Source organism: Brevibacillus brevis (assembly GCF_031583145.1).
In the GTDB taxonomy this organism is placed as follows: Bacteria; Bacillota; Bacilli; order Brevibacillales; family Brevibacillaceae; genus Brevibacillus; species Brevibacillus brevis_E.
This window is the reverse complement of the sequence record NZ_CP134050.1, coordinates 2,953,161-2,977,891: the sequence shown is the minus strand read 5'-3', so window position 1 is coordinate 2,977,891 and position 24,731 is coordinate 2,953,161. Positions and strand designations below refer to the sequence as shown.

General features: G+C 55.3%; 19 protein-coding genes. 5 read left to right on the top strand and 14 right to left on the bottom strand.

The window, feature by feature from the left end:
* The 5 genes from RGB73_RS14790 to gltB all read right to left on the bottom strand — a co-directional run bounded on the left by RGB73_RS14790 (position 1) and on the right by gltB (position 9,909).
* A complete protein-coding gene (locus RGB73_RS14790) occupies positions 1-1,236 on the bottom strand; it encodes an MFS transporter (protein WP_310773819.1) in 1,236 nt (411 codons plus the stop codon).
* A gap of 94 nt (positions 1,237-1,330) precedes the next feature.
* On the bottom strand, positions 1,331-3,052 hold the full coding sequence (locus tag RGB73_RS14785) for an IucA/IucC family protein (RefSeq protein WP_310773816.1): 1,722 nt from the start codon (positions 3,050-3,052) through the stop codon (positions 1,331-1,333).
* Between the two features lie 67 nt (positions 3,053-3,119).
* On the bottom strand, positions 3,120-4,499 hold the full coding sequence (locus RGB73_RS14780) for an aspartate aminotransferase family protein (RefSeq protein WP_310773814.1): 1,380 nt from the start codon (positions 4,497-4,499) through the stop codon (positions 3,120-3,122).
* Between the two features lie 121 nt (positions 4,500-4,620).
* The gene (locus RGB73_RS14775) at positions 4,621-5,055 is read right to left on the bottom strand and encodes a helix-turn-helix transcriptional regulator (protein WP_310773812.1); all 435 of its coding nucleotides are present in this window, start codon (positions 5,053-5,055) and stop codon (positions 4,621-4,623) included.
* Between the two features lie 237 nt (positions 5,056-5,292).
* A complete protein-coding gene (gltB, locus tag RGB73_RS14770) occupies positions 5,293-9,909 on the bottom strand; it encodes a glutamate synthase large subunit (protein WP_310773810.1) in 4,617 nt (1,538 codons plus the stop codon).
* A 124-nt stretch (positions 9,910-10,033) separates the two neighbouring features.
* Between gltB and RGB73_RS14765 the strand changes: the two genes are divergently transcribed.
* Positions 10,034-10,939 (top strand): glutamate biosynthesis transcriptional regulator GltC, encoded by a 906-nt coding sequence (locus tag RGB73_RS14765; protein ID WP_310773808.1) that lies wholly within the window; start codon positions 10,034-10,036, stop codon positions 10,937-10,939.
* Positions 10,940-11,017: 78 nt separating this feature from the next.
* Here RGB73_RS14765 and RGB73_RS14760 read toward each other — a convergent pair whose 3' ends face one another.
* From RGB73_RS14760 to RGB73_RS14750, 3 genes are read right to left on the bottom strand one after another with little or no spacing between them, the layout of a single operon-like run.
* Positions 11,018-13,603, bottom strand: coding sequence for a metallophosphoesterase (locus RGB73_RS14760; RefSeq protein WP_310773806.1), 2,586 nt, complete (start codon positions 13,601-13,603; stop codon positions 11,018-11,020).
* Positions 13,600-14,871, bottom strand: a complete 1,272-nt coding sequence (locus RGB73_RS14755; protein ID WP_310773804.1) for a class I SAM-dependent methyltransferase — start codon at positions 14,869-14,871, stop codon at positions 13,600-13,602. Before RGB73_RS14755 ends, RGB73_RS14760 begins: the two co-directional genes overlap by 4 nt.
* Positions 14,872-14,904: 33 nt before the next feature.
* Positions 14,905-15,690: a nucleotidyltransferase domain-containing protein gene (locus tag RGB73_RS14750; RefSeq protein WP_310773796.1), complete on the bottom strand. Its 786-nt coding sequence runs from the start codon at positions 15,688-15,690 to the stop codon at positions 14,905-14,907.
* Between the two features lie 160 nt (positions 15,691-15,850).
* Here RGB73_RS14750 and RGB73_RS14745 point away from each other — a divergent pair, with 160 nt between their 5' ends.
* From RGB73_RS14745 to RGB73_RS14735, 3 genes are read left to right on the top strand one after another with little or no spacing between them, the layout of a single operon-like run.
* Positions 15,851-17,167, top strand: coding sequence for a helix-turn-helix transcriptional regulator (locus RGB73_RS14745; protein WP_310773793.1), 1,317 nt, complete (start codon positions 15,851-15,853; stop codon positions 17,165-17,167).
* Positions 17,142-17,951: a WYL domain-containing protein gene (locus RGB73_RS14740; RefSeq protein WP_310773788.1), complete on the top strand. Its 810-nt coding sequence runs from the start codon at positions 17,142-17,144 to the stop codon at positions 17,949-17,951. The genes RGB73_RS14745 and RGB73_RS14740 overlap by 26 nt, the downstream gene beginning before the upstream one ends.
* Before the next feature lie 13 nt (positions 17,952-17,964).
* Positions 17,965-18,645: a YjjG family noncanonical pyrimidine nucleotidase gene (locus tag RGB73_RS14735; RefSeq protein ID WP_310774316.1), complete on the top strand. Its 681-nt coding sequence runs from the start codon at positions 17,965-17,967 to the stop codon at positions 18,643-18,645.
* Positions 18,646-18,713: 68 nt separating this feature from the next.
* On the opposite strand, the gene RGB73_RS14730 is transcribed toward RGB73_RS14735, so the two are convergent.
* Positions 18,714-19,268 (bottom strand): helix-turn-helix domain-containing protein, encoded by a 555-nt coding sequence (locus RGB73_RS14730; protein ID WP_310773784.1) that lies wholly within the window; start codon positions 19,266-19,268, stop codon positions 18,714-18,716.
* 109 nt (positions 19,269-19,377) lie between these two features.
* On the opposite strand from RGB73_RS14730, the gene RGB73_RS14725 reads away from it, so the two are divergent.
* Complete coding sequence (locus RGB73_RS14725; protein ID WP_310773777.1) at positions 19,378-19,962, top strand: LysE family transporter; 585 nt, start codon at positions 19,378-19,380, stop codon at positions 19,960-19,962.
* An 80-nt stretch (positions 19,963-20,042) separates the two neighbouring features.
* Here the strand turns inward: RGB73_RS14725 and RGB73_RS14720 are convergent, their stop codons facing one another.
* The 5 genes from RGB73_RS14720 to RGB73_RS14700 are packed head-to-tail and all read right to left on the bottom strand — an operon-like array spanning position 20,043 to position 24,704.
* Positions 20,043-20,864 carry a carbohydrate ABC transporter permease gene (locus RGB73_RS14720; protein ID WP_310773774.1) on the bottom strand — a complete coding sequence of 274 codons (822 nt, stop codon included), beginning with the start codon at positions 20,862-20,864 and terminating at the stop codon, positions 20,043-20,045.
* 3 nt (positions 20,865-20,867) lie between these two features.
* On the bottom strand, positions 20,868-21,725 hold the full coding sequence (locus RGB73_RS14715) for a carbohydrate ABC transporter permease (RefSeq protein WP_310773771.1): 858 nt from the start codon (positions 21,723-21,725) through the stop codon (positions 20,868-20,870).
* Positions 21,726-21,731: 6 nt separating this feature from the next.
* Positions 21,732-23,117: an ABC transporter substrate-binding protein gene (locus tag RGB73_RS14710; protein ID WP_310773759.1), complete on the bottom strand. Its 1,386-nt coding sequence runs from the start codon at positions 23,115-23,117 to the stop codon at positions 21,732-21,734.
* A 19-nt stretch (positions 23,118-23,136) separates the two neighbouring features.
* Complete coding sequence (locus tag RGB73_RS14705; protein WP_310773756.1) at positions 23,137-24,036, bottom strand: ROK family protein; 900 nt, start codon at positions 24,034-24,036, stop codon at positions 23,137-23,139.
* Positions 24,033-24,704 carry an N-acetylmannosamine-6-phosphate 2-epimerase gene (locus RGB73_RS14700; RefSeq protein WP_310773752.1) on the bottom strand — a complete coding sequence of 224 codons (672 nt, stop codon included), beginning with the start codon at positions 24,702-24,704 and terminating at the stop codon, positions 24,033-24,035. The genes RGB73_RS14705 and RGB73_RS14700 overlap by 4 nt, the downstream gene beginning before the upstream one ends.
* Positions 24,705-24,731 lie beyond the last annotated feature (27 nt).

The window sequence follows — 24,731 nt, the reverse complement described above, 5'->3', positions numbered from 1 at the left end:
TCACTTTGCCATTTTTTCACTGTCTAATCGCTTGACTTGCTCCACCCGGCCGATCTGCGGATAGACGGCCCATTTCATCCAGACCAACGTGATGAACAAGAGCCCCGCCGAACAGAAAAAGATCATCGGCAGGCCAAACCCGGAGGCAATGGCTCCCATGCCGAACGATCCCGCCAAACCGCCCAGAAAGCAGGCGCAATTCACGTAACTGTACGTGCGGCTCTCCATTCCGGCAGGCGCGTAATGCCGAATCAGCACATTGACGGAAGGCATCAGTCCGCCGAGGCACGCCCCGGTGCAAAAGCGCAGGACGATGAGCTGCCACAGATGCTGGACAAACGCCTGCGGGATGGAAAACAAGATCGCCCCGCCTACCGCAGCGAAGAATACACGGTGGGAGCCGATCCGATCTCCCAGCTTCCCGAGCTGCGGCGCCGTGATCATATTCGCGATCCCCATAGCCGCCGCAGTGATCCCCGCAAAGACGACCACGTTTTCCTGGTTCGGCGCCAATAGCTGAACGTACAGTGGGATCAATGGGAGCGTGCCGATCATGGCTGTACGGACAATCGCTGCGGAGACGATCAGAGAGCCGATTGGCTTTTGAGAGACAATGCGCTTGAAGTCTTGCACGAAGGCAGTACGCTCTTCAGTCGGCTCGATCTTCTCGAAATGCTCCCTCACCCAGAAAATCACAATGAGCGTTGCGACGAGGATACAGCCTCCGGTCGAGAAAAAAACGGCACGGAAGCCGAACTCGTCTGCCAGCAACCCTCCCATCAGCGGACCGCAAATCGTACCTGCCACCGAGCCCGAATGCAAAATGCCCAGCGCGTAGCCGCTTTTTTCCTTTGGGGTGTTTGTGGCAGTCAAAGCGACAGCGGCCGGTCCGAAGCCGGACAACACCCCGTTTACCAGGCGCAGGAGCAAGAGGTGGACAGGGCTGGTCGCCACTCCCATCAGCGTAATGGTGATGGCCATCCCGAGGCCGGAACGGACGATCATCAGCTTTCGGCCGTAGCGATCGGCGAGTTTGCCCCAGAGCGGTGCAAAAACGAAGGCGGTCAGCAAATTCGCCCCATAAATCAGCCCCGACCACATGACCACCTCATCGTGGTTTCTCATTCCCATATCCTGCAGATAAAGAGGCAAAAACGGCGTCACACAGCTCAGCGACGCCATAGCCAGGAATTGGCCGACGTACAAGATAAACAAGTTTCGCTTCCACTTTTCCACGGCGGCGACACATTCCTTTCTCACGTACCCCGAGACGACTGGAACGGGTCGATCGCGGGGCTTTGGCAACGGCTGGAGGAGCTCGAGGGTTTCGCTACGCTTTCAGCGGATTTCGAATCCCGATAAACAGCGGCCTCTCCCCCCGATCGAGAAAGCAACTGAGGAAGTTCGCTTTTGCCGGCAAGGTTTCTGCATGGAGCAGATCGTCTATGCAAGAGAAGAGCCTCCCGCTCGCACCTGCCTGTTCACGAAGCAAAAGCTCTCGGACGACCTGCCAGCAGCGCTCCTCTCCTTCGCCTAGGTAGGCGGCAATCACATGAAGCAGCGACCCCAAATGGTTGACGAGGAGATAGTATTGGATCCTCCTCCACACTTCCGACTCGTCGTACAGGACGGCACTGTCGCGAGAGACGAGGGTGTCGATCCAGCCTGCCTCTTCAGCCAGGTGACGAACGATGCTGACTCCTTCGAGATCGCGTACGTAGTAGCAATGCGGCAGGCCGTTCTTTAGGGAAAGCAAGGAGTTTTGCAGATGGGCCTCGAAGCCGATTCCGAATTGCGCAAACAGGCGGAGCTGGGGAAGCAAGGAGATTTCCAGATAGCGTCCCAGCCAGATCTTCAGGTCAGGCACCCGGCCGGAAGTACTCTGCCTCATCGCCTGGATCAGCTTCGGTTCCGCCTCGCCCGGAAAGCATTCCAGCAAAGAGGCCATGACGTAGGTCGAAGTAGTGTCCACTGCCATCGGACGATGCAGGACGGTCAGCGCCGGGGAAAACGTGCTGGATTCGGATGCTCCGAGACGGACGCTCACGTATCCTGTTTCAGACAGAATCTGAAAGGAGTCCGTTTCGAGCTCTGCTTTCAGGTGGTGAATCACTTTCGCCCCATCCATCGTCCGGCGTACCTGTTCCTCCGTGTTTTCCCGCAGCAAATTGGTGATCCGAACATGCAGCGGCAGCTTGTATCCGTACCCTCCCTCCGGATCCCAGACCGTGCGGACCGAGGACGTCGGGTACAGAAAGGGCCCGAGCTGTCCGAGGCTAACGATATAGCCGCGATGCTGCAACGACTGGAATTCCGGCAGCTGCGACACGTAATCGGCCTGCCACGGATGCATCGGTACGATCGCATACTCGGAAGCTTCGACTCCCAAGTGCTGCTCGGCGCTGTCAATGACGACAGGCGGCAGAACCGGGCCGTGACCATCCAGCCACTCTTCGCTGACCCACTCTCTATGTACCGCGAAATAATGAAGGGGAAAGGCAGCTCCCAGCTCCGGGCAGTAGGCCGCCAGATCTCCTTCGGCAAACCCTTCCGTGCTCTTCGGATACGGATGGAACGGATGTCCGAAATAGAGGGATTGCTCTGAGCGGATGCAGTCGAAGGTGTCTCCTGCCTGCCGATGCTGGCTCATCACATGATCCACGTAAATGCCCATCTTGCGGCGGCTGTTTTCGATTCGCTCCTTCATCTGGTTCACGAGCGCTTTGCGCAAACCGCCTTCTGCCCGAACGCTCAGCTCCTCCAACAGCAGCTCGATAAGTTCAGCGGTACCCAGCAGCCGATCACGCCCATCCGGCCCGACCTCGTAAAAATGTGGACCGTACCCATGCTGGCCGATGAGGGATACGTATGTCAGTGTCCCTCTGATCGTCTTGCCGACGGAACGGAGTGCAAGAAGGAATGCTCCATCCGCATGGAGATTCGCGGCCCCCGTCTCCCGCACATAACTGTTGAGAACTGCGCGGACGGTTGCCTGCTCCGCCAGCTCTGCCGAGCGAAGCGAAACGGTTGTGTCCGTCTGTTGTCCTGCCACTCTTCCCGCCTCCCCTTCTCATGGATGGTGGATGCAGCCCCTTGCAGGCGGCTGTCTTTCCGTATTGTCATACCGCCCCTGCCGAGTGCAGGGCTGTGCAAGCCGCATGGACCGCTTCGCTGAAAATGCAGGCGATCTCATCGATCTGCTGCTCGGTGACGATGAGCGGGGGCAGGAATCTCATGACAGCGGAATGTCTGCCGCCCACTTCCAAAATCAGGCCGCGCTCAAGGCATTCCCGCTGAATCCTGCTGGCCAGCTGCGGGTATGCCGGGAACGTCCCGATTGCATCCGGCTTTTCCCGGATGTTTACCACCTCCACTCCGATCATCAGCCCGCGTCCACGGACATCACCGATATACCCGACGTCTTGCTTCAGCGCAAGCAAATGACTGGCAAGCCGGCTGCCGAGCTGCTCGACTTTTGACGGGATCTCGTTCTCCTTTATGTATTGCAAGGTAGCGAGACCTGCCGCCATCGCCAGCTGATTCCCGCGAAACGTCCCGATGTGGGCACCCGGCTTCCACACATCGTACTTCTGGTGATAGATCACGACAGACAGCGGCAGGCTTCCTCCGATCGCCTTGGAGAGGACGAGGACATCCGGGATGATCCCTGCATGCTCGAAGGCGAACATCTTGCCCGTACGTCCCAGCCCTGTTTGCACTTCGTCGATGATCAAAGGAATGTCTCGCTCCTGCGTGATCCTGCGCATTTCTCGCAGCCATTCCACCGGAGCGGGAATAGAGCCACCTTCTCCTTGGACCGCCTCCAGGATCATTCCGCACGGCGAGACGATTCCGCTTTCCGGATCGCTTAGCAGCTTTTCGATGTACGCACTGCTGATCCGGTGCGTCTCTTCTCCGCCTTTTCCAAACGGGCAGCGATACGCGTACGGATACGGGAGGAAGTGGACATCCGGGACGAGACCGTTGATTTTTTCTTTCTGGCCCAATGTACCGCTGAGACTCATCGCCGCATGTGTCGAGCCGTGGTAGCCTCCCTGGAACGACAAAATGCTGCGCCTGCCGGTAGCGGTCTTGACCAGCTTGATCGCCGCCTCGATCGCATCGCCCCCCGTCGGTCCGCAAAACTGGATGCGCGCGTTTTTCGCAAATTCCTCCGGCAGACTCGCGAAAAGTTCATCCACGAACTGCTCTTTGAGCGGCGTGGTCAGATCCAGCGTGTGCAACGGGCGCTTGTTGTCCAACATCGATTTGATGGCAGCCACGACCACGGGATGATTGTGTCCCAGGGCCAAAGTGCCCGCTCCGGACAAGCAGTCGTAATAGACTTTGCCGTCCATATCCTTGACATGGATCCCTTCCGCTTCCCCGATGGCGATGGGGATTCTCCTGGGGTAGGATCTCGCGTTGGATTCCCTCGCTGCCTGGCTTCTCAAAAACGGTTCGTTTCCAGAATGTTCAATAGCAAAAACGGGCCCCACTCGAACCACTCCTTCGACGCTTGTATCTTAATTATGATATTGATTATCAATATCATTTGCTACGTTTCCAGAATACCAACAAGGCCCTGTCAGAGTAAATTCTCCAAATGGATAATCTTTGTTATTTTGGGAAAGTACGTGTATCGCCATCACCTGCGCCGCTCTTCATCATCTGCTCCAGCGCGTATATGAAATCGGCTCCGGACAGTTCGATGTGGAGCGCTTTTTTCATGTTCTGGATATGCTTTTTCACCGTGTTGACACTGACGTAAAGCTCGTCTGCAATTCGCTTGATCGAGTAATGATCGCATAGCATTCCGGCAATCTGCTGCTGTCTGTCGCTCAGCTTGGCCCACATCCGGGCTTTTTCCTTGCCATGCTCTCCAGACACTGCCGTTTGCTGGCGGTCGAATTCCATTGACACCTTGACACATTCACGGAGCTCCAGGCTCATCACGTGCATCAGGATCAATCGATGCAGCTCTACCAGCTTTGCTCGCTCCTGCTCATTGCTTACACGGGAATCAATCGTGACTCGCACGTTCGTCTTCGACACAGTCTTCACCATCCAGTTCGTTATGCTTGGAAACAGTACGGGAAACCAATGAATAATTGATAATAATTATCAATATCACTAATATTTTCTACTGGGCTTTGCAAAAATGCAAGTGGTTTTTCTCCCAGAAAACGGTAAATGCTGCCCGCAGCGTGCCCCTTTTAGCGAACAGGCATCGTTTTCCCCCATAGAAAAAACCGACCGCCCCCCAGACGTCGGGAAACGATCGGCTTTTCGTCACTTCCCTAAGGAAGCGGCCACTTGCTTTTCGGTTAGGGCTTTCGGAGACTTCTCCGAATGATTCTTTTGGCTCAGTTCAAACGCGGCGAGAATCGCTTCGCTGCGCTTCATCCCGGACTGCAGGAGTTCTTCCATCGTCAGGACGATTTGCTTGTAGTCTTTCGGAATTACTTTGACGAACTTCGCCTTCGTCTGCTCCCACTGATCGAGCAGCCTTTGCGCATGCTGGCTGCCGGTATAGGCGACGTGCTTCTCCAGCAGCTTTTTGACTTCTGCGGCTTCGCGTTCGTCATCGAGAGCTTCCAGCAGCACCATTTCCTGGTTGCACGATGCGGCAAATGCCTCTCTGCATTCCGTCAGCACGTAAGCGGTGCCGCCCGACATTCCCGCCGCGAAGTTTTTCCCGACCTCGCCGAGTACGACGACCCGACCTCCTGTCATGTACTCGCAGCCATGATCGCCGACGCCCTCCACTACGGCCGTAAGCCCGCTGTTTCTGACGCAGAAGCGTTCGCCTGCCATCCCTCCGATGTAGGCTTCGCCGGATGTTGCGCCATAGAAAGCGACGTTTCCAATGATGATGTTCTTCTCAGGCTCAAAGGTGGCTTTTTGGGATGGATAGACTGCGATAATGCCGCCGGACAGTCCTTTCCCGACGTAGTCGTTGGCATCCCCCTCGAGCTTCATGGTCATCCCCCGCGGGACGAATGCGCCAAAGCTTTGGCCTGCAGAGCCGCGGAAGTTCAGGCGAATCGTGTCTTCCGGCAGTCCGTGCTCACCGTAGCGGCGGGTCACTTCGCTGCCCAGAATCGTCCCGACGACCCGATTGGTGTTGTTGATCGGGAGGGTCAGCTCGACCGGGCTTTGCCTTTCCAGCGCTGGCTTGCACAGCGACACCAGATGCTTGCGGTCCATCGTCGCGTCCAGCTTGTGGTCTTGGCTGCGCTGGTGGAATCTCCCCACGTCTTCCGGCGTTTTCGGCTGGAACAGGAGTAAGGACAGGTCCACGTGCTTTGCCTTCCAGTGAGCCTTCGCTTTTTCGTTCATCGTGAGCAGATGGCTCTGTCCGATCATGTCTTCGAGCGAACGGAAGCCGAGCTCAGCCATGATTTCCCGCACTTCCCGCGCGACGAAGCGCATGAAGTTGACGGCGTGCTGCGGATCTCCCTTGAATTTCTTGCGCAAGTCCGGGTTTTGCGTGGCGACGCCTACCGGGCAGGTGTCCATGTGGCAGACCCGCGCCATGACGCAGCCGATCGACACGAGCGGCGCAGTCGCAAAACCGAATTCCTCTGCCCCGAGCAGGGCTGCGATCACGACGTCTCGGCCGGTCATCATTTTTCCGTCCGTCTCCAGCACCACGCGGTCGCGCAGCTGGTTCAGAAGCAGCGTCTGATGCGTCTCGGCGAGTCCCAGCTCCCAAGGCAAGCCCGCGTGCTTGATGCTTCCCTTCGGCGATGCGCCGGTACCTCCGTCGTGCCCGCTGATGACGATCACATCAGCCAGGCCTTTCGCGACCCCTGCCGCGATTGTTCCGACTCCTGCCTTGGACACGAGCTTTACGCTGATGCGTGCCCGCGGATTGGCGTTTTTCAGGTCGAAGATGAGTTGGGCCAAATCCTCGATGGAGTAAATATCGTGATGCGGCGGCGGTGAAATCAGTCCTACGCCCGGTGTGGACTTGCGTACTTCGGCAATCCACGGATACACCTTGTTCCCCGGCAGTTGGCCTCCTTCGCCCGGCTTCGCGCCTTGCGCCATTTTGATCTGAATCTCGCTGGCATTGACCAGGTAGTGGCTGGAGACGCCGAAACGGCCGGATGCCACTTGCTTGATGGCGCTGCGCCGCAGATCGCCGTTTTCATCCATGATATAGCGCTGTGGATCTTCGCCGCCTTCGCCGCTGTTGCTTTTCGCACCCAGGCGGTTCATCGCAATGGCAAGGGTCTCATGCGCTTCCTTGCTCAAGGATCCGTACGACATGGCACCTGTCTTGAAGCGATGCACGATGGAATCGACGGATTCGACTTCATTCAACGGGACAGGCTTGCGATCGGACTTGAAGTCGAGCAGGTGACGCAGGAAAGCGAATTGCTGCTCGCTTGCCATCTCCGAATATACCTTGTACTGCTCGTAGCTGCCTTCCCGCACCGCTTTTTGCAAAGCATGCACCGTCTTTGGATTGAACAGGTGGTATTCCCCGTCTCTGCGGAATTGGAAATCGCTTCCTGGATCCAGTGATTCTTCGGAATGTTCTGGAGAAAACGCTTTGGCATGGCGAAGCTGCGTTTCTTTGGCAATGATGTCGAGCCCGATTCCACCGATTTTGGACGGTGTCCGCGTGAAGTAACGGTCAATGACAGAAGAATCAATCCCAACGGCTTCGAAAATTTGCGCTCCCCGATAGCTTTGGACCGTAGAAATGCCCATTTTCGACATGACCTTCACGACACCCTCGATCGCCGTGCGCAAATAGGTCGCAGCCGCATCTTCAGCAGTGATTCCGCTTGCTTTTTGAGTAGCAGCCAGCTCCAGGAGCGAATCGATGGCGAGATACGGGTTGATCGCGTCGACACCGTAGCCGATCAGCATGGCGAACTGGTGGACATCGCGCGGTTCGCCGGATTCGACGATGATACTGGCCATCGTCCGCGTCCCTTTTCGCACCAGATGGTGGTGGAGACCGCTGCCTGCAAGCAGTGCCGGAATGGCCGCCAGCTTTTCGTTCATGCCGCGATCGGACAAGACCAGCAAGGTAAAGCCTTCGGCGATCGCCTGGTCCGCTCCTGCGAACAAGTCGTCCAGCGCTTTTTCCAGCTCGGCGGCTCCTCCGTCAGCCGGGAACAGGATAGGCAGCGTCTTTGCCTTGAATTCCCCGTGCGGATTGTATGCCAACTTGGCCAGGTCCTCATGGGTGAGAAGCGGCGAGCTCAGGCGGATTCTCCGGCAGTTGCGATCATCCGGCGCGAGCAGGTTGCCCTCTGCCCCCAAATAGGACAAAGTAGAGGTCACGCATGCCTCTCGCAAGGCGTCGATCGGCGGGTTGGTCACCTGGGCGAACGATTGCTTGAAGTAGTTATACAAAAGCTGCGGGAGATCCGATAGTACCGCGAGCGGCGTATCGATTCCCATGGAACCGATCGGGTCCTTTTTGTCCGCGACCATCGGCGTCAGCACTTTGCCCAGCTCCTCCTGCGTATAGCCAAACGCCTTTTGGCGGGCGAGAAGCGCATCCCCTGCGATCCGCTGGGGCGCAACCGCTTTCGGCAATTTCGACAGCGACACCAGATTGTTTTGCACCCAATCGGCATACGGCTGCTCGCTGGCAATCTTTTGCTTGATTTCCTCGTCGGAGACAATGCGGCCTTCTTCGAGATCGACCAGCAGCATGCGTCCCGGGCTCAGTCGGCCTTTTTTCACGATTTTTTCATCCGGAACGTCCAAAACCCCTACCTCTGACGAGAAAATAATCGTATCATCAGAAGTGACGTAATAGCGGGCCGGACGCAAACCGTTCCGGTCGAGGATCGCGCCGATCTGCTTTCCGTCGGTGAAGGAGATCGCCGTCGGGCCGTCCCACGGCTCCATCAGACAGCTGTGGTACTCGTAAAACGCCCGTTTGGCCGGGTCGATGCTCCCATCCTGGTCCCACGGCTCGGGAATCATCATCATCGCCACATGCGGCAGGGAGCGTCCGGCGAGGGAGAAAAATTCGATGCAGTTGTCCAGAATGGCTGAGTCGCTGCCCTCCAGATCGATGACGGGGATCACTTTTTGCAGATCTTCTCCAAATGCTTCCGACAGGAACATCTGCTCGCGGGCGCGCATCCAGTTGATATTCCCCTGCAAGGTGTTGATCTCGCCATTGTGGATCAAATAGCGGTTCGGATGGGCGCGCTCCCAGGTCGGGAATGTATTCGTGCTGAACCGGGAGTGCACCACGGAAAAGGTGGACGCGTAGTGCGGATCCTGCAAATCGGTGTAAAACTGGTCCAGCTGCTCCGGGGTGACCAAGCCTTTGTATACGATCGTCCGGCTGGACATGGAAGCGGCGTAAAAGCCCTCTCCCGCGGCCTGTTCCATTTGCTTGCGAATGACGTACAGCTTGCGTTCGAAGCCGAGCTGGTCTTTCGCACCTGCACCCGCCGCTCCGATGAATACCTGGCGGACAAAAGGCTGACTCGCCTTTGCGGTCTTTCCGATTTTTTCTTCATTTATAGGCACAGTTCTCCATCCCAGGAGCTTCTGTCCTTCTTTTTCGATGATCTCCTCCAGCTGCTTTTCGTACGTTTGACGGAGAGTCTCTTCCATCGGAAGAAACAGCATGCCGACGCCGTACTTGCCTGGGGCTGGAAGCTTGAAGCCCAGCGATTCGCACGACTTTTTAAAGAAGGCGTGCGGGATGCCAGTCAATATCCCGGCACCGTCCCCTGTTTCCGGGTCGCTGCCTTGACCTCCGCGGTGTTCGAGATGACAGAGAATTTGCAATCCTTTGCTGACCATCTCGTGGCTCGCCTTGTTTTTCAGGTTGGCGATAAAGCCAATCCCACAGGCATCGTGTTCGTACATCGGGTCGTAAAGTCCCTGTCGTTCAGGCAATCCTCGCATATTCATCCTACTCCACTCCTTCACTCTCTCTGTTAGGATTCATTTTAGATTGAGTAAATTATTTGAACAATATATAATTAGTGAATAATCAATCTCAAAATGAGATGAGTCGTGTAGAAGGGGTAGCAAAATGGATTTCAGACAGCTCCAGTACTTCATCGAAGTGGCCAAACGCGAGCATTACACAGAGGCAGCCCATTCTTTGCACGTCGCCCAGTCCGCGCTCAGTCGGCACATCGCCATTTTGGAAAAGGAATTGGGCGTCTCGCTATTCATCCGCGAAGGCCGCAATGTAAAGCTGACCAACATCGGCAAGATCTTCCTGGAGCATGCGGAGTCTTCGCTGGCGGAAATTGAAAAGGCAAAAAAGAAGATCAACGAAATGCTCGACCCGGAGCGCGGAACGATCCGCGTCGGATTTACGAGCAGTCTTGCCGCCAACCCGCTTCCCGCCGTCATCTCGGCGTTTCGCGCAAGGTATCCGGAGATCGGGTTTCAATTGCGCCAAGGCGCGTACCTCGCCCTGATCGATTCTGTCATCAAGGGGGAAATCGACATCGCATTTTTGGGCCCGGTGCCGACCCAGGAGAAAAACGTGCACAGCCACATTTTTTTCGCGGAAGAGATCGTCGCGCTGCTGCCGGCAAAACATCCGCTCGCGGGTCAAAAGGCCATTCGCATTGACGAGCTGATGCAGGATACGTTCGTGCTGTTCCCGCCCGGCTTCGTCCTGCGCAGCATCGCTGTAAATGCGTGCGCCCAGATGGGCTTCGAGCCGAAGGTCGCCTTCGAAGGGGAAGACATCGATGCGATCAAGGGCCTGGTTGCCGCCGGCTTGGGCGTCACCCTGCTGCCGGAGCTGACCCTGGCCGACAACGTGCCTCGGGAAACCGTAAAGCTGCGGATCAAGGAGCCGAACGTCACTCGCACGGTCGGGATCATCATCCCGAAAAACAGGGAGCTGCCGCCTTCGGAAAAGCTGTTTTACGATTTTCTCAAGGAGTTCTTCGATCGCCTCGGAAGATACAGCGGGTAATCCTTTTAACCGAAACAGAAAGCACAGCCTGCGCTTTTTCGCGAGCTGTGCTTTTTGTTTGACTGCTATTTTGCCCCCTTACAGGCGAGGGTCGATCTCTTTTTCCTTCGCCACTTCAAACAGCAGAGAAGCGGCGACATTCCGGTACGCGTCATTTGCCGGCGAAATGTCCGCAAAGCGGATGGCGAGCATCTCCGTTCCCAGTCTGTACTCCTGCATGGAGGTTTTCAGCTTCTGGGTGATGCTCTTTTGCTTCATCAGCTTCCGGTATTTGTGCGGGAAGCGGTAATCGTATCCGTAGACGATCGACAAGTAATCCGGATTGCGCACCTTGAGAAAGGGAGCGACCGCCCTGTCATGTCTCTCGGGTTTGATGACGATTCCTTCCATTTGTCTATCCTGCGTGACGTTCGAGTAGTAATGCTCCGCCCGCTCATAAGCTTTTGGCTCAGACAAAGTAACGACAAGACACTCGTCATCCGATACGAACGAAAACAGCTCGGACGTTTTCCCCTGTGGAATCTGTTCGCTTCCGTCTGCGTAGACCGCTTTTAACAGAGCAAACGGCTTGTATTCGATTTCGCCCTCTCCCGCGTACAGCTCCAGCTGCTTTTTGAACGTCTGGCAGGCTTCCATATGCTGCTCCAGTGGGACGTACATTTCCTTTTGTTCCCGGATATGCTTGTAGTTTTGGTAAAGAGCGGGTCCGTACTTCTCGATCAACTCTCCTTTGGGGTGATGGAACTGGTCTTTTTCGAATCCGCTTTGTTCATACTCCTCCACGAGCTTCCCCCACGCCTGCTCGAAACCATTGGCCTGCAAAAAGGCCAGCTCGCTCTCCAATGCTTTTTCGACGACTCGGAACTGTTTCTCGATCAAGCCTTCTCCGATCGACCGCCACGGCAGCAGCTCCCCATCCAGGAGAAGCATCTCGATCTGATTCTCCTCCATATACGACCCAAACCGGCTTAGCATCCTGCGGTAGACTTCCGTCAGATCGACCTGGTTGATCCGGTACCCATTGCGACTGACCGCAAAGCAGCGGTCGATCTCACGGTGCACATACAGATTGCAGCGGGAACCCATGTATTTCGGCTGCAGCACGACCTGCTCGACTCCGCGGTCCTCGTAGTAGCGCAGGCCTGCCCGCAAGGACTCCAGCTCCATCGCCTGCTCCTCTTTGTCCGCCGGCGCCATCGTCCCGGAGATGAAATTCACCTGGTTTGCCATGCAGGTGTGCAATTTCCGCAGCTCCGCCGGCTCCAGCTCCTGAATGGACACCTGCTCTTCCCGTTGGAACAAGGCATTCAGCTCTTCGGCTTGGACCATCCTGCGGGATTTCTGCGATTTGTACAGCGGCTTGTGCGAAATGACGACAGAGGTCAGGGTGTTACCGTAGACACATCCCGTGTCGATGTGAATCTTGTTCTTGATACGAAACGGCTGTTTGGCGGAAATGTGCCCGAAGATATGAAACGGGTGATTGCTGACCGCCTCTTCCCTCAAAAACGAGAGCTGCTGTTCCAGGGAAGCGGAGCGGTCGATTCTGAAATTCCGCTGGTGACGGACGGAGTTGGCATCCAGCTTGCCCAAGTATTTCTTTTTGCATGGAGCGTGTGTCACGTAAAAGGACGGCCCTGTCCGTGCGATCGACCGATAGAACGGCTTTGCCAGGGAGAAAAGCTGATAGAATGTTTCTTTCAGTTCCTCGTCTTCGTCCAGCACCTGGATGGAATCGAAGAACGATTCCAACAAATCCGGGTCGACCCCTTTTGCCTCTCCCCGCAAATACTTGTACACGAAGTTTTCGTGATTCCCTGCCACAAACAGGAAGTGCTCCTGGTTCGCTGCGAGAAAGGAAATGATTTCTCGGGTGTTTTTCCCTTTGTCGATCCAGTCGCCCGCCAGAATGACCTTTGTGTCGCGGACTTTATCGGTCTCCACGAGCCTGCTTCCATCCCATGCGAAGCCATGGCTGAGCAGCAGTCCTTTCAGTTCCTCCACGCACTCGTGAACATCGCCCACAACCACATATTTCTGATGAACAGGCAGAATGGTGGACAGGTACTCCTCGCGATTCTCGATCACAATTTCATAGGCCGGGTTTGCCTGAGCGTCTTTCGGTGAAAAGAAATCTTTCGCACGTACGCGGTGGACATGTGTGTACCCTTCTCTCGTGACAGCGCGCAACACCTCCTTTTTCATGCGATGAATATGGCTGCTGATGAGCTTTCGGGAACGCTCGGATGCGTAGTAATCTTCCCGATTGCGGTAGTCAAACAGGATGACCTCCAGATGGTAGTTGTTCTCTTTGGCGATCGTGCGGACCTTTTCCCGGAAATCTTCCGCGAGTCCTGTCGTATCCAAAACGATGAATTCGGCATTGATGGGAAAGGACGTGGCCATTTTCAGCTTTTCAAACAAGAGGTGAAAGGCCTGCTCGCTAGCCTCCAGCATGACGGGATCGTATTTGTCGTACTCATGCCCGAGCACTTCTTGACGGATGCCGTCCGATGACAAGTACTGTACATTTGCCCGCAGATGTCTGGATTCGTCCTCGAAGCGCAATCCCGGGATCAGCACTTCCTTGGCAAAGGTCGTTTTGCCGCATTCTGTCGGCCCGACCAGCATAAAGATGGTGTGGACATTGGTCGTGATTCTCACGATAATCCCTCCTTTTTTCTGAGGATGACGCCTTGTGTCGTCGGGATTCCGTTGACCTCGTCGCCAATCGAGATGAATGCAAACGGAGTGCCCGCTTCTTGGGCAATCGACTGGAACCAGCCCTGGAACTCGCTTTGTCCCATCTCCCACTTGTGATCCTCGTGGCGGTACCCGCTGATTTCGTAAAACACGTTGAAGTCCGCATTTGGCGTCGTGATGATGAAATGGTCGAAGTCAATCTGCTCGCATACCAACAGGATCAATTGTTTGGCTTCTTCCATGCTCATGTGCTCAATGACCTCGGTCAAGATGACATCCACGCTCTCCCCGTTGTAATCGGCCAAGAAATGCTCGAGGGAAAGAAACGGGATGATATTGTCCATTTCTTTTCGGGCTGCCTTGCGCATGACCGTTTCGATCATCTCTTCGCGGACATCGATGGCGTAATAGCAATGTTCCAGCTTTGCTGCGAACGGGATCGCGTAAAACCCCTCTCCGCAGCCGATGTCCAGGATCGCCTTGTCAAAAGGGAGGACGCGCGAGATGTAGCTCCTTCGCTGCTGGGCCGTGCTCCCAAAAGCGAGATGGATCTCGTATGCGGACGACTTCTCCAGCTCTTGCTTATACGTCTGATAGCGTTCGCGGGAGGTCAGAAAATTTCTCGCGAACAGGCTGCGGATGTAGAAGGGCGCCTCGATGGCCAGGATGCTTTTTACATATTTGTCCAGAGCGCTTTCGGACAGATCCAGATGCTCTTTGCCAAACATGGCGAGGAACAGGCACAACACATTGACTACGTGCAGCAGCTCGTGCAGACTGCGCCGTGTCGTCACCCGCAGCGTGTAGCTTTTGTGCGCAAGATGACGGGTCTCGAAAGTAAACCCTTTTACGTGCTTCTCGAAAAAATCCAGGTAGTGCGGCACTTCGATGTGGATCATGTTGATCCAAAACGAGTGCTCGAATCCTTCTGCGTCTTTTTCATCCCGTGATTTGAGCGGAGCCGAGAAAAACTCGGAAATCGCATTCAGCGGGAACAAAGGCGTCTGGTAGCGCGACACGTTCAAGTATTCGAACCGTTCCTCCTCAAACTGTTTGTAGGAAATCTCATTATCCCCATCCTTGAAGTACACATTGTACGTGGATTCATCGGCGTACCAGCCGTAAGCGATTCCCTTGCGGATCGAGCGCAGGCTGAGCCCGGAGCGAGGGTTTTTCTTGATCAGAAAGGAGAACTGGGGGTTCTCCGAGCGAATTTGTACGATGGCCATCAGGCACTCCTCCTTTTCGTTTCAATTTGGGGCTCAGACGCTCCATACTTCCTGGAGCGTCGAGCGAAACAGCCGATCCAATTGATCGTCACTGACCTTTTGTCCATGCGCGATGGACGCAGTCACACTGTCAAAATGGGCGAGCTTCTCATCGATATAAGCGTGAATGGGCTCGATTCTCGGACCGGCGTCCAATTCTTCCCCCGCCCGCTTTCGTTCGAGCAAATCGCCGATGGCCCTTTTCAGTTCGCTCCCATCCGGGACGAGCGCCTCCACCAACCGGTCAAACTCCACAGGCGGAAGGCTCCCGTATGTTTCGATCCAGGAGCATGCGAGTAGCGGCCGCAGGACATACAAGTACTTTTTGATCCGGACGACTTCCCCTCTAAGGTAATCCCGCTCATTTCCTTTCGCCATATGAAGATAATGATACAGGCAGGATTTGGGCGAATAGGCAAGCTCGGCCAGGCTCCTCAATCGCTCGGCTGCCGAGTACGATTCCATGTAGGCAATCGGAGAGCACAGCCACTCCATGAGCGGAGGATTCGACTTGCGGAAAAGCTGCAGCGCTTTTCGCAAATCCCAGCCATTGATATCGAGAAGATCGTCAATGGGGCGTTCGATGACATCCCGCTTGTCGAAAATGGACATATACCACTCGTGCGGACGTATATAGAGAAAGCGAACATCGTAATCGCTATCCCGGGAAGGAAATCCCCACGCTCTGCTCCCAGATTCACAGGCATAGAGGATGCGGACGTTTTCTTCCCGTTCGATCTTGCCGAGCTCGCGCATGATTTTTTGCCGGTAATCGGACATGCAGGCCACACCTTTCTACTTGTTTCACACCCTCATCTTCGCTGAAAAGCTCCCGGAAGAACATGGCAAAAGTATTACGACGAGGCGGAAATTTGCCAATCGTTCCTCCAGCCCGGTACAATGAGCATGGAAGACTGGTGCAAAAAGTGAGGATATTCACATGGCAAAAGAAAGCTTTGACAAGGAAATCCAGTTCCTGCGCATGCTCTTTCTCACCAGCGGCGCTTACAACCGGCAGCAATTTGCTCGGCGACTGGGGATCTCGGTCCATACGTTTGACAAGACGATCCGGCGTTTAAAAGACGTGTTCCATACGATCTACAAGGATTCTGCCGACCCGCTTGGATCGGACATGACCCAGCTGGTCAAATCCCCCGATTCCGACTCATCCGACCCTGCCCTGCTGTTTCTGTTCCGGGCCAAGTCGCTGAAGGAATCGGAGAGCTTTCGTTTGTCCGCGATCCTGACCGCCTTGCAAGAGCAGGCCATGACCGCAGCAGAAGTGTTGGAAGCGTGCTGCAATGCTCTGCCGGCTGAGATGCCCTTGCCCGATGAAAAAACCATTCGCTCCGATCTCAAGTATTTGGAGGAAGTCGGGGCGATCGCCCGAGCCAACGCGGGCCGTCCTGTCCGTTATTCCATTCGCAACGAATTGATCAATGCGCTCACGGATGAGGAGCTCACGGACCTGTATGACTTCGTGGACGTCATGGCGAATACGCAAGTCCCCTCCGTTCAAGGCTATTTGCTGCGCGACCAGATCAAGCGAGCGCGAATCCAGCGCAACAGCTTTACAGAGCATCTCGTTTACAAATATCACTATCACTCCCGCATCCTGGATGAAGCCCACCTCTATTCGCTGTTCCATGCCATCCGTCATCGGCGAAGGATTCGGTTCCGTTACTTTTCGCCCAAACTGCGTCAAAGCTATGATTCAAAAAATACGAATCCACTCTTTGAAAAAGAGTCGGCGGGCAAACAGGAGCTCGTCCTCCCGCTCAAGGTAGTCTATGACCATCAATACGGACGTTGGTATTTGCTCGGAGACGTCCCTCGGCTTGGAATCGTGAAATATCGGATGGAAGGACTCACCCAGATTGAGGAGGCGGACGCCGTTTCCGAGCTTGAGTTTTCCGGCAAGCTCCGAAAGCTTGAGGAGAGCATCCGGTATAGTTGGCTTGTGGACACGGGCAGGCAGGTGTTGGTGAGAGTACGCTTCTACAATCCGCCCGAGTCGAGGTCGAATTTCATCAAGGAACGGGTATTGCTTCAGGGACAATGGGGGATGATCACGGAGGAAGACGAAGGCTCGTTCGTCTACGAAATCACGGTGAACGGAACCACGGAAATCAAACCGTGGCTCCGCAGCTTTGGCTCCAGCTGCGAGGTCTTGGAGCCTGCCTACCTGCGGAGGGAGTTCATCGCGGAATGGAAGGAGATTCAATCGTATTATGAATCCTTTCGAGAAAATCTTTAACTACCAGGTCATCTCCCGCCTGAAAGAATCGGGTGCGATCACCCTCACCTCGCATGAGCGAGCCTGGTTGAAAACGATGCTGTCCCATCCGGCAGCTGCGGACGCCTTTACACCGGCCACCCTGGAAAAATTGCGAGCACTGCTGGCGGAGGAAGAATCCATCGACCTCTCCGGGAGCTTTATTGAAAAGGCAAAAAGCGTGGAGAAGCAAGTCTACCATCCTCTCTTGCGCAAGCTGAGACGGATTCTCGAACGCCGACAAGGGATCCGTATCACCTATACCAACAATCACCGGCGCATACGTCCTTTTCGCTCCGGTGTCCCTTTCAAGCTGCAGTACTCCCTTGCGAAAAGGGAATGGTACTTGCTCTGGTATGATTTACGTAACGAGACCATCAAGTCCACGCGGTTCACGCATATCCGGTTTGTTCAGGAAGAGGCGCTGTCCTCCGAAAAGGCAATGGACCTCTTCGCCCAAATCGATAGAATGTGGGAGTCACGGAAAGAACAGGCGAAGGTCGAGGTCATTCCTGTATACAACAAGGAATTGTCCCGCATCCTCTACGCGTTTTCCTGCTTTGACAAAGACGTCGACTACGACGATGAAACGGATACGTACCGCATTACATTGACCTTTCTGGCAGACGAACGCGAATACATCCTGTCGCGTCTCCGCTTTTTGGGAAAGCGCGTGAAGGTCGTCGAAGGCAGCATTCTGCAGCAGCGGATGCTGGAGAGCGCCGCGATGGCTTTGGCGAGGTACGGAATCGAACGAGACAGATAATGGAGGCATCATGATGAAATACGAGATCATTTTATTCGATGTGGATGATACCCTTTTCGATTTTGCGAAAACCGAGAGAGAGGCGCTGCAAAAGACGTTTCAGCTGTTTGGCGCGGGGACTGACTGGACCGATTACCTGCCTCCCTACAAAGAGATCAGCGCAGGGTTATGGCGGGATCTGGAGCAAGGCGGCATTTCGATTGCGGAATTGGGGGTGGAACGGTTTCGCAGGCTGTTCCTCGCCAACGATCTCGAAATCGACCCGGAATTGTTCAACCGAGAGTATCTGGGTAACCTGGGCAAAGAGGTCCATCTGACCGAAGGAGCCGTCGAACTGTGCAACTCCCTTTCGGCATATCGTTTGGCCATCATTACAAACGGATTTACCGAGGTCCAAAAGTCCAGGATCGCCGGTTCGCCTCTTTGCGATTCGTTTGAGCTGCTGGTCACGTCGGAAGAAGCCGGGTTCCAGAAGCCTGCCCCCGGGATTTTCGACTATCTGTTTGCCAAGCTGCAGATTGTGGATAAAGAGAAAGTGCTCATCGTAGGAGATTCTCTCACCTCCGACATCCAGGGGGGTGTAAATTACGGGATTGACACCTGCTGGTTCAATCCCCAACGCAAGGAGAATACGCTGGGAATACGACCAACATATGAAATCCACTCACTGAAGGAGCTCACCCACGTCTTATAGGATGATCCGGAAAAGAACCAACCCATCTCTGCTGTCCGGAAATGGGTTGGTTCTTGTTTTTTCGTTTTTCAAGCCGGGTAGTAAATAACCATGCTCAGACGTGTCAATGTATCGCCTGAATTATGATAAGCATGGTCACGGTCGGCCTTGAACTTGATCGACTCGCCCTCACGAATGGTAAACTCCTCGTGCTCGATTCGGATCGTCACTTCTCCATCGAACACCGTAATCAATTCCTCTGTCCCCTCCCCGTGCGGATCCGCGCTAACGTATCCGCCCTTCTCGATTTCTACCGTGTACATTTCGAATCTTCGGCTTTCCTCAAAAGGAAAATAGGGATAGATCCGGTATCTTCCTTGATCCTCCGATATGGCCTGGACGTCTTCCCTGGTGATGACCACGGTATCGGGCTGCTGCTGATGGATGAGAGATGTGAACGATATTTTCAAGCCATTGGCGATTTTCCAGACCGTATTCAGCGTCGGATTCGATTCTCCCCGTTCGATCTGTCCGAGCATGGTTTTGCTGACTCCGGTCAATTCGGCCACCTTATCCAGACTGAGCTTTTTCTTTACACGCAAAGCCTTCAGATTCTCTGCAAACACAGCGCTAATGTTTTCCATCGATCAATCCCCCTCTTGTGCTCCATAACGTACAAATTGTATAATCATATAGCACATACGTTAAAACGTACATTTTATTCATCATAACACACAAAGGGGTTGGTCATACATGGAATGGTTTCCGTTTTTGCTGTACGTGTTCGTCACTTCGTTTACGCCTGGTCCGAATAACATGATGTCCATGGTAAGTGCGACGAGGTTTGGTTATCGGCAGACGCTGCGATTCATTTCGGGAGTGGCCATCGGTACGGCAGTGATCGCAGCCGCATGCAGCTTCTTCCAATTGCTGCTGGCGGCTTATCTTCCCTCCATCAAATTTTGGCTGAGCATTTTGGGAGCATGCTATATGGTCTACCTCGCTGTCAAGCTGCTGCGAGCGAAGCCGGGTGAAAGCCGTGAGCAGCGTGAAAAAGGGAACTCGTTCTTCGCTGGTTTGCTGCTGCAGTTCGTCAATCCGAAAGTCATTTTGTACGGGATCACGACCGTCTCCACATTCATCCTGCCGTTCTACCATTCCCGCTCGAGCCTTTTCCTGTTTTCGCTGCTCCTCGGTTTCGTCGGCTTCTTGAGCACGTCCAGCTGGGCGATTTTCGGCGCTCTCTTTCAAAAATGGTTGGCGAAATACCATAAAGCCTTTCATACCGTTATGGGGCTCCTCTTGCTGTACAGTGCGGTTCTCATTTTCAGTGAATAACGGGGTCTTGCAGCTGCCGCTCCGCGGGAAGCAGCTCTCAAAAGAAAAGACACGCTGCGGACAGCGTGCCTACCTCCGGGCTATCCTTTTACAGCCCCCATCGAGAGTCCTTTCACCAGATAGCGTTGGACGAAAAACGTAAAGACGAGCGGCGGCAATACAGACAAGGCAATCGCTGCGGCGATGTCCCCCCAGCGTATGCCGTACGCCTGGATGAACAGCGTGGAACCGACCGTGGTCGTCATCGCCCGCGCGTCACTGAGGATGCGAACGAACAAAAATTCGTTCCACGTAAAAATAAACGTGAGGATAGCGGCAGCGGCCACACCGGGTCCGATGAGCGGAAAGACAATGCGCGCCAGAATGCCGCCCGGCGAGCAGCCGTCCATCAGGGCTGCTTCCTCGATTTCGACCGGAAGCTCCTGGATGAACCCGACCATGAGCATCAGCGTGAGCGGCACGTTCATGACGACGGCTGCCCAGATGAGGCCCGTTCGCGTATCCAGGAGGCCGGCAAACTGGTACAAGGCGAAGTACGGAATGGCAAAGACGATCGGGGGAAGCAGCTTGAGGCTGATGATGAACGAAAAGAACTTTTTGAGGCCGACCCCAAACCGCACCATTGCGTAAGCCGCAGGAATGCAAACGAGTACTGTCACGATACTGGTGCCGGACGCGATGACAAAGCTGTTGAGGAAAAACTGGCCAAACGGATAACCGGAGCCCGAAAAGACGTTTTCATAATGCTCCAGAGTCGGTGTGAACACCCATTTGGGCGGGAATGAAGCGATGTCGCCTTCCGTTTTCAGCGACGTCTGGAAATCCAGCAGCAAGGGAAACAGGAACACGAGCAGGATCGCCGCGAGCAGCAGCCAAAACACCATTCGTCTTGCTGTTTTCAATGGCTAGGCTCCCCTCCTCACGATGAATTTCACGGCCAGGCCCAGCAGCGGGGCCAGAATGAAGGTCAACAGGATGCTCGCGGCTGCTGCCTCTCCGATATTGCCTTCCAGAAACGCCTTTTTGTAAATGAACAGGCTGACGCTCGTCGTGAGCTCTCCCGGCCCGCCATTGGTCAGGACGTAGATCATGTCGTAAATCTTGAACGCGTCGATCCCCCGCAGAAAAGCAACGATCGCGAGCGTCGGTACGAGCAGCGGCAGCGTGATCCGAACGAAGCTCTGCACGGGACTCGCCCCGTCCACTCGCGCCGCTTCGTACAGCTCGTCGGGAATGGTCGCTAGGCCGGCGTAGACGATCACGAAAACGAATGGCGTCCACTGCAAAGCGTCGATCGCGATCAGCGTCGTGTTTACCAATGCGGGGTCAAAGGGCTGCACCCTTATTCCCCATTCGTTCAAGTAGTACGGCACCACTCCCACGAAATCGTTAAGCATGAGGCGAAAGATAAGGGCAAACAAGGATGGTGCCACCATCAACGGGAGAAGGAGCAAGCTCGTAAACAGTCCTTTTGCCCGAAACGTCCGATTGAACAAGAGGGCGAGCCCCACTCCGGCGATCAGCTCCGCGATGGTCGCAAACAGCGCAAACTTTGCACTGTACCAAATGGAGCCGTAAAACGATCCGTTTGTCAGCGTCGCCGTGTAGTTATTTAGACCGATAAAGGAGGCAGATGCTCCCGACAGCCGGGCATCATGCACGCTCACGAAATAAGCGTACAGGGTGGGAAACGCGACCAGCGCGATCACCACTACTGCCAAAGGAGCCATCATCCAGTACGCCTGTTTTCTCGTGTACAGCAACGGCCGCTACTTCCCGAGCAAGGTCGTGACTTCCGCCTGCGCATTTTTCGCTGCGGCATCCGCATCGGCTTGCCCGGCCCAGACCGCCGAAAAATGCCTCGCCAGCACTTCGAGAATGGGGAACACTTTCTCGCTGGTGTCGACGACATACCCGTACTGATCCACATGCTGCGCGATTGCGGGAAACTCCGGCCGCTTCTCTTTCATGCCGTTCAAGACGTCGGCCACTGGCGGGATCCCGCCGTTTTCCGCGTAGGTTTGCATCGCTTCCTTCGTCGCCAGGTATTTCATCCACTTCAGGGACGCTTCCTGCTTGTCGGAATGCTTGTTGATGCCTACGCCGAGGGAATGCACATGGGTCTTGTGCTGGTCGCCAGGGATGGGAGCGATGCCGACTTTGTCGAAGATCTGTCCGCTCTTGGCCTGATCCGTCAGCTCGTGATAGGCCGCGCTCCATTGCAGGATCATGGCTGCCTTGCCGGACTGGAACGCCTGATTGGTCTCGGGATATTCAAAGGTCGATGCTGCTGCCGGCGATATCCCGTTTTTCGTGAGGCTGGCGTACACCTCCAGCGCTTTTCTCGTCTCCGGGGTATCAAAGTTAGCTTTGCCGTCGCTTGTGTACCACGAGCCGCCCAGAGAGTAGAGGATGTCATCCCAGATCATGACGTTGTAGATCAGGTTTTTCGCTTGGAGAACCGTGCCGTATTGGGTCGGAGAGTCCGGATGGATGCTCTGGGTAAAGAAGGCGGCGGTCGCAGTGAAGTCGTCCCAGTTCCACTCCTCCGGTTTTTTGGGCACAAGCTCCTTGCCTGTTATTTTTTTGCTCACTTCCTTGTATGCAGCTTGCCAATTCGCATCGGTGAGCAGTCGGTCGATCAAATCTTTTCGGTAGTACATGAAATGGTTGGATACGTCTGTCGGGATCGCATACGTCTGCCCACCGTTTTTCAGCGAGTCGATCGTAGTCCCAATGTACAGCTTGAGGCTGTCGCCCAGCTTTTCGTCGAGCGGCAGCAAGTCGTCTTTATGCTCCCCGATCTTGTAGCTGGCGGTAAAGTACACGTCGATATCCTTATTGTCTGCCCCCATCATCGCGGCTTCCTTTTCCCAAAATCCTTCGCGAGGGGCAGGCGCCATTTTGACCTCGACCCCATCGGTAGCCCCTTGCATCTGATTGTAGTGATCGACGACCTTCTGCATGGCGTCGCTTTCCGGACCCGGCCAGTACAGCATCGTCACCGTTTGTTTCTCGACGGGTTTCGATGTCCCCGGCTCCGTGCTTGGCTGGCTCGGTGCCGATGGCTGACCGGATGAGCCCGAGCAGCCGCTGAGCGCGACGAGCATTCCTGCCGTCACGAGTGCAGACAGCCATTTTCCATGGTGTTTCATGCCCCTTCCTCCTTTGCCCTCATTCCTTCTGATCGAACAACAAACTGCCTGCTCCGAGCAGCATCGAGCTGTCGCCCAATTCCGACAGAACCAGAGAAAAGTTCTGTGCCGCAGCCCTGCTGAGGAGACTGAGCACCTTCTTCTCCACTTGCGGTACATAGGGCGGCAAGCTCCGGGCGACTCCGCCTCCAAGAATGACCGCCTGCGGATTGAGAACGGCGACCAGCGATGCGATCCCTTTGCACAAATCTTCGAGATATTCCTCCAAAAGACCGCTCGCGCGCGGGTCACCCTCCCATGGACTCTGGAGAATGGAACTGCCTGTCTGGCGAACGCCCGTCCTCTCCAGATAGCGTTCCTCCAACGCCCTGCCTGAGACGTAAGCCTCGAAGCACCCGACTTGGCCGCACGGACAACGGCGGCCCCCGGGATGCAGCAGCATGTGCCCGACTTCGCCTGCCGCTCCATTGGCTCCGCGCATGAGTCTGCCCTTGTAAACGATCGCCCCGCCCACACCGGTTCCAAGCGCGAGGCAAAGAAAATCCTTGTAGCGATGGCCAGCACCAAAAGCCAGTTCGCCCAGCGCCATTGCCTGCACGTCGTTCACGACCCGAACGGGAAGCTGCAGCCTCTCTTGCAATACGCGTTGCAGCGCAATTCCCGCCCATTCCGGAAACAAATCGGTCGCCGACAGCAGTTCGCCTTGCAGACTTACCTGTCCGGACGTCCCCACTCCGACGCCAGCCACTTCCACTGTGCCCAGTTGATGAATGAGGCGAATGATCCTCTCCACCATTTCCTTTCCTCCGAGGTGCGCTTCCGTCGGTACTTCCTGTACCTTCAGGAGCTGGCCGTCTTCCCGAACGATCCCCCCTCGAATCTTCGTGCCCCCCACATCGATCCCGATGGCTTTCTTCATTCCTTCATCCCTTCCAGAAAACGTCTGGTGATTTCCTGGGGTCGGGTAATCGCGCCCCCGACCACGACGCAAAACGCACCCAGCCGCAATGCCTCTTTCGCTTGCTCAGGCGTGTGGATCCGTCCTTCTGCGATCACTGGAATACGCAGGCGCGCCACCAAGTCCTTTAACAGTTCGAAATCCGGCCCCCTTCCCGATCCTCCACGAGTAGCCGGCGTATAGCCGGACAATGTCGTTCCCACGAGATCGCAGCCGAGCTGCTCGGCACGGACGCCATCCTCGAGTGTTGCCACATCGGCCATCACCGGTTTGCCCAGGTCGAATCGGATGTAACGGACCAGCTCCGCCAAGGATTCCGGACGACTTTGACTCGTCGCGTCCACGGCGATGATATCCGCTCCCGCTTCATGCACGATTCGCGCATCTTCCTTGGTAGGGGTAATGAATGCGTCAAAGCCGGGGATGTTCCGTTTGTTGATCCCGATGACCGGCAACTCCAAGCTCGCTTTGATGGCGCGGATGTCCGCATACCCATTCGCCCGAATCCCGACAGCCCCGCCTTGCTTTGCCGCCAACGCCATTCGTTCCATGAATTGCGGTCCATGCAGCGGTTCATCTGCCAGAGCCTGGCACGAAACCACCAGACCGCCCCGCAAGTTCTCCAGCATCGTCGCATCCTTTCTTCGCCAGTTTGA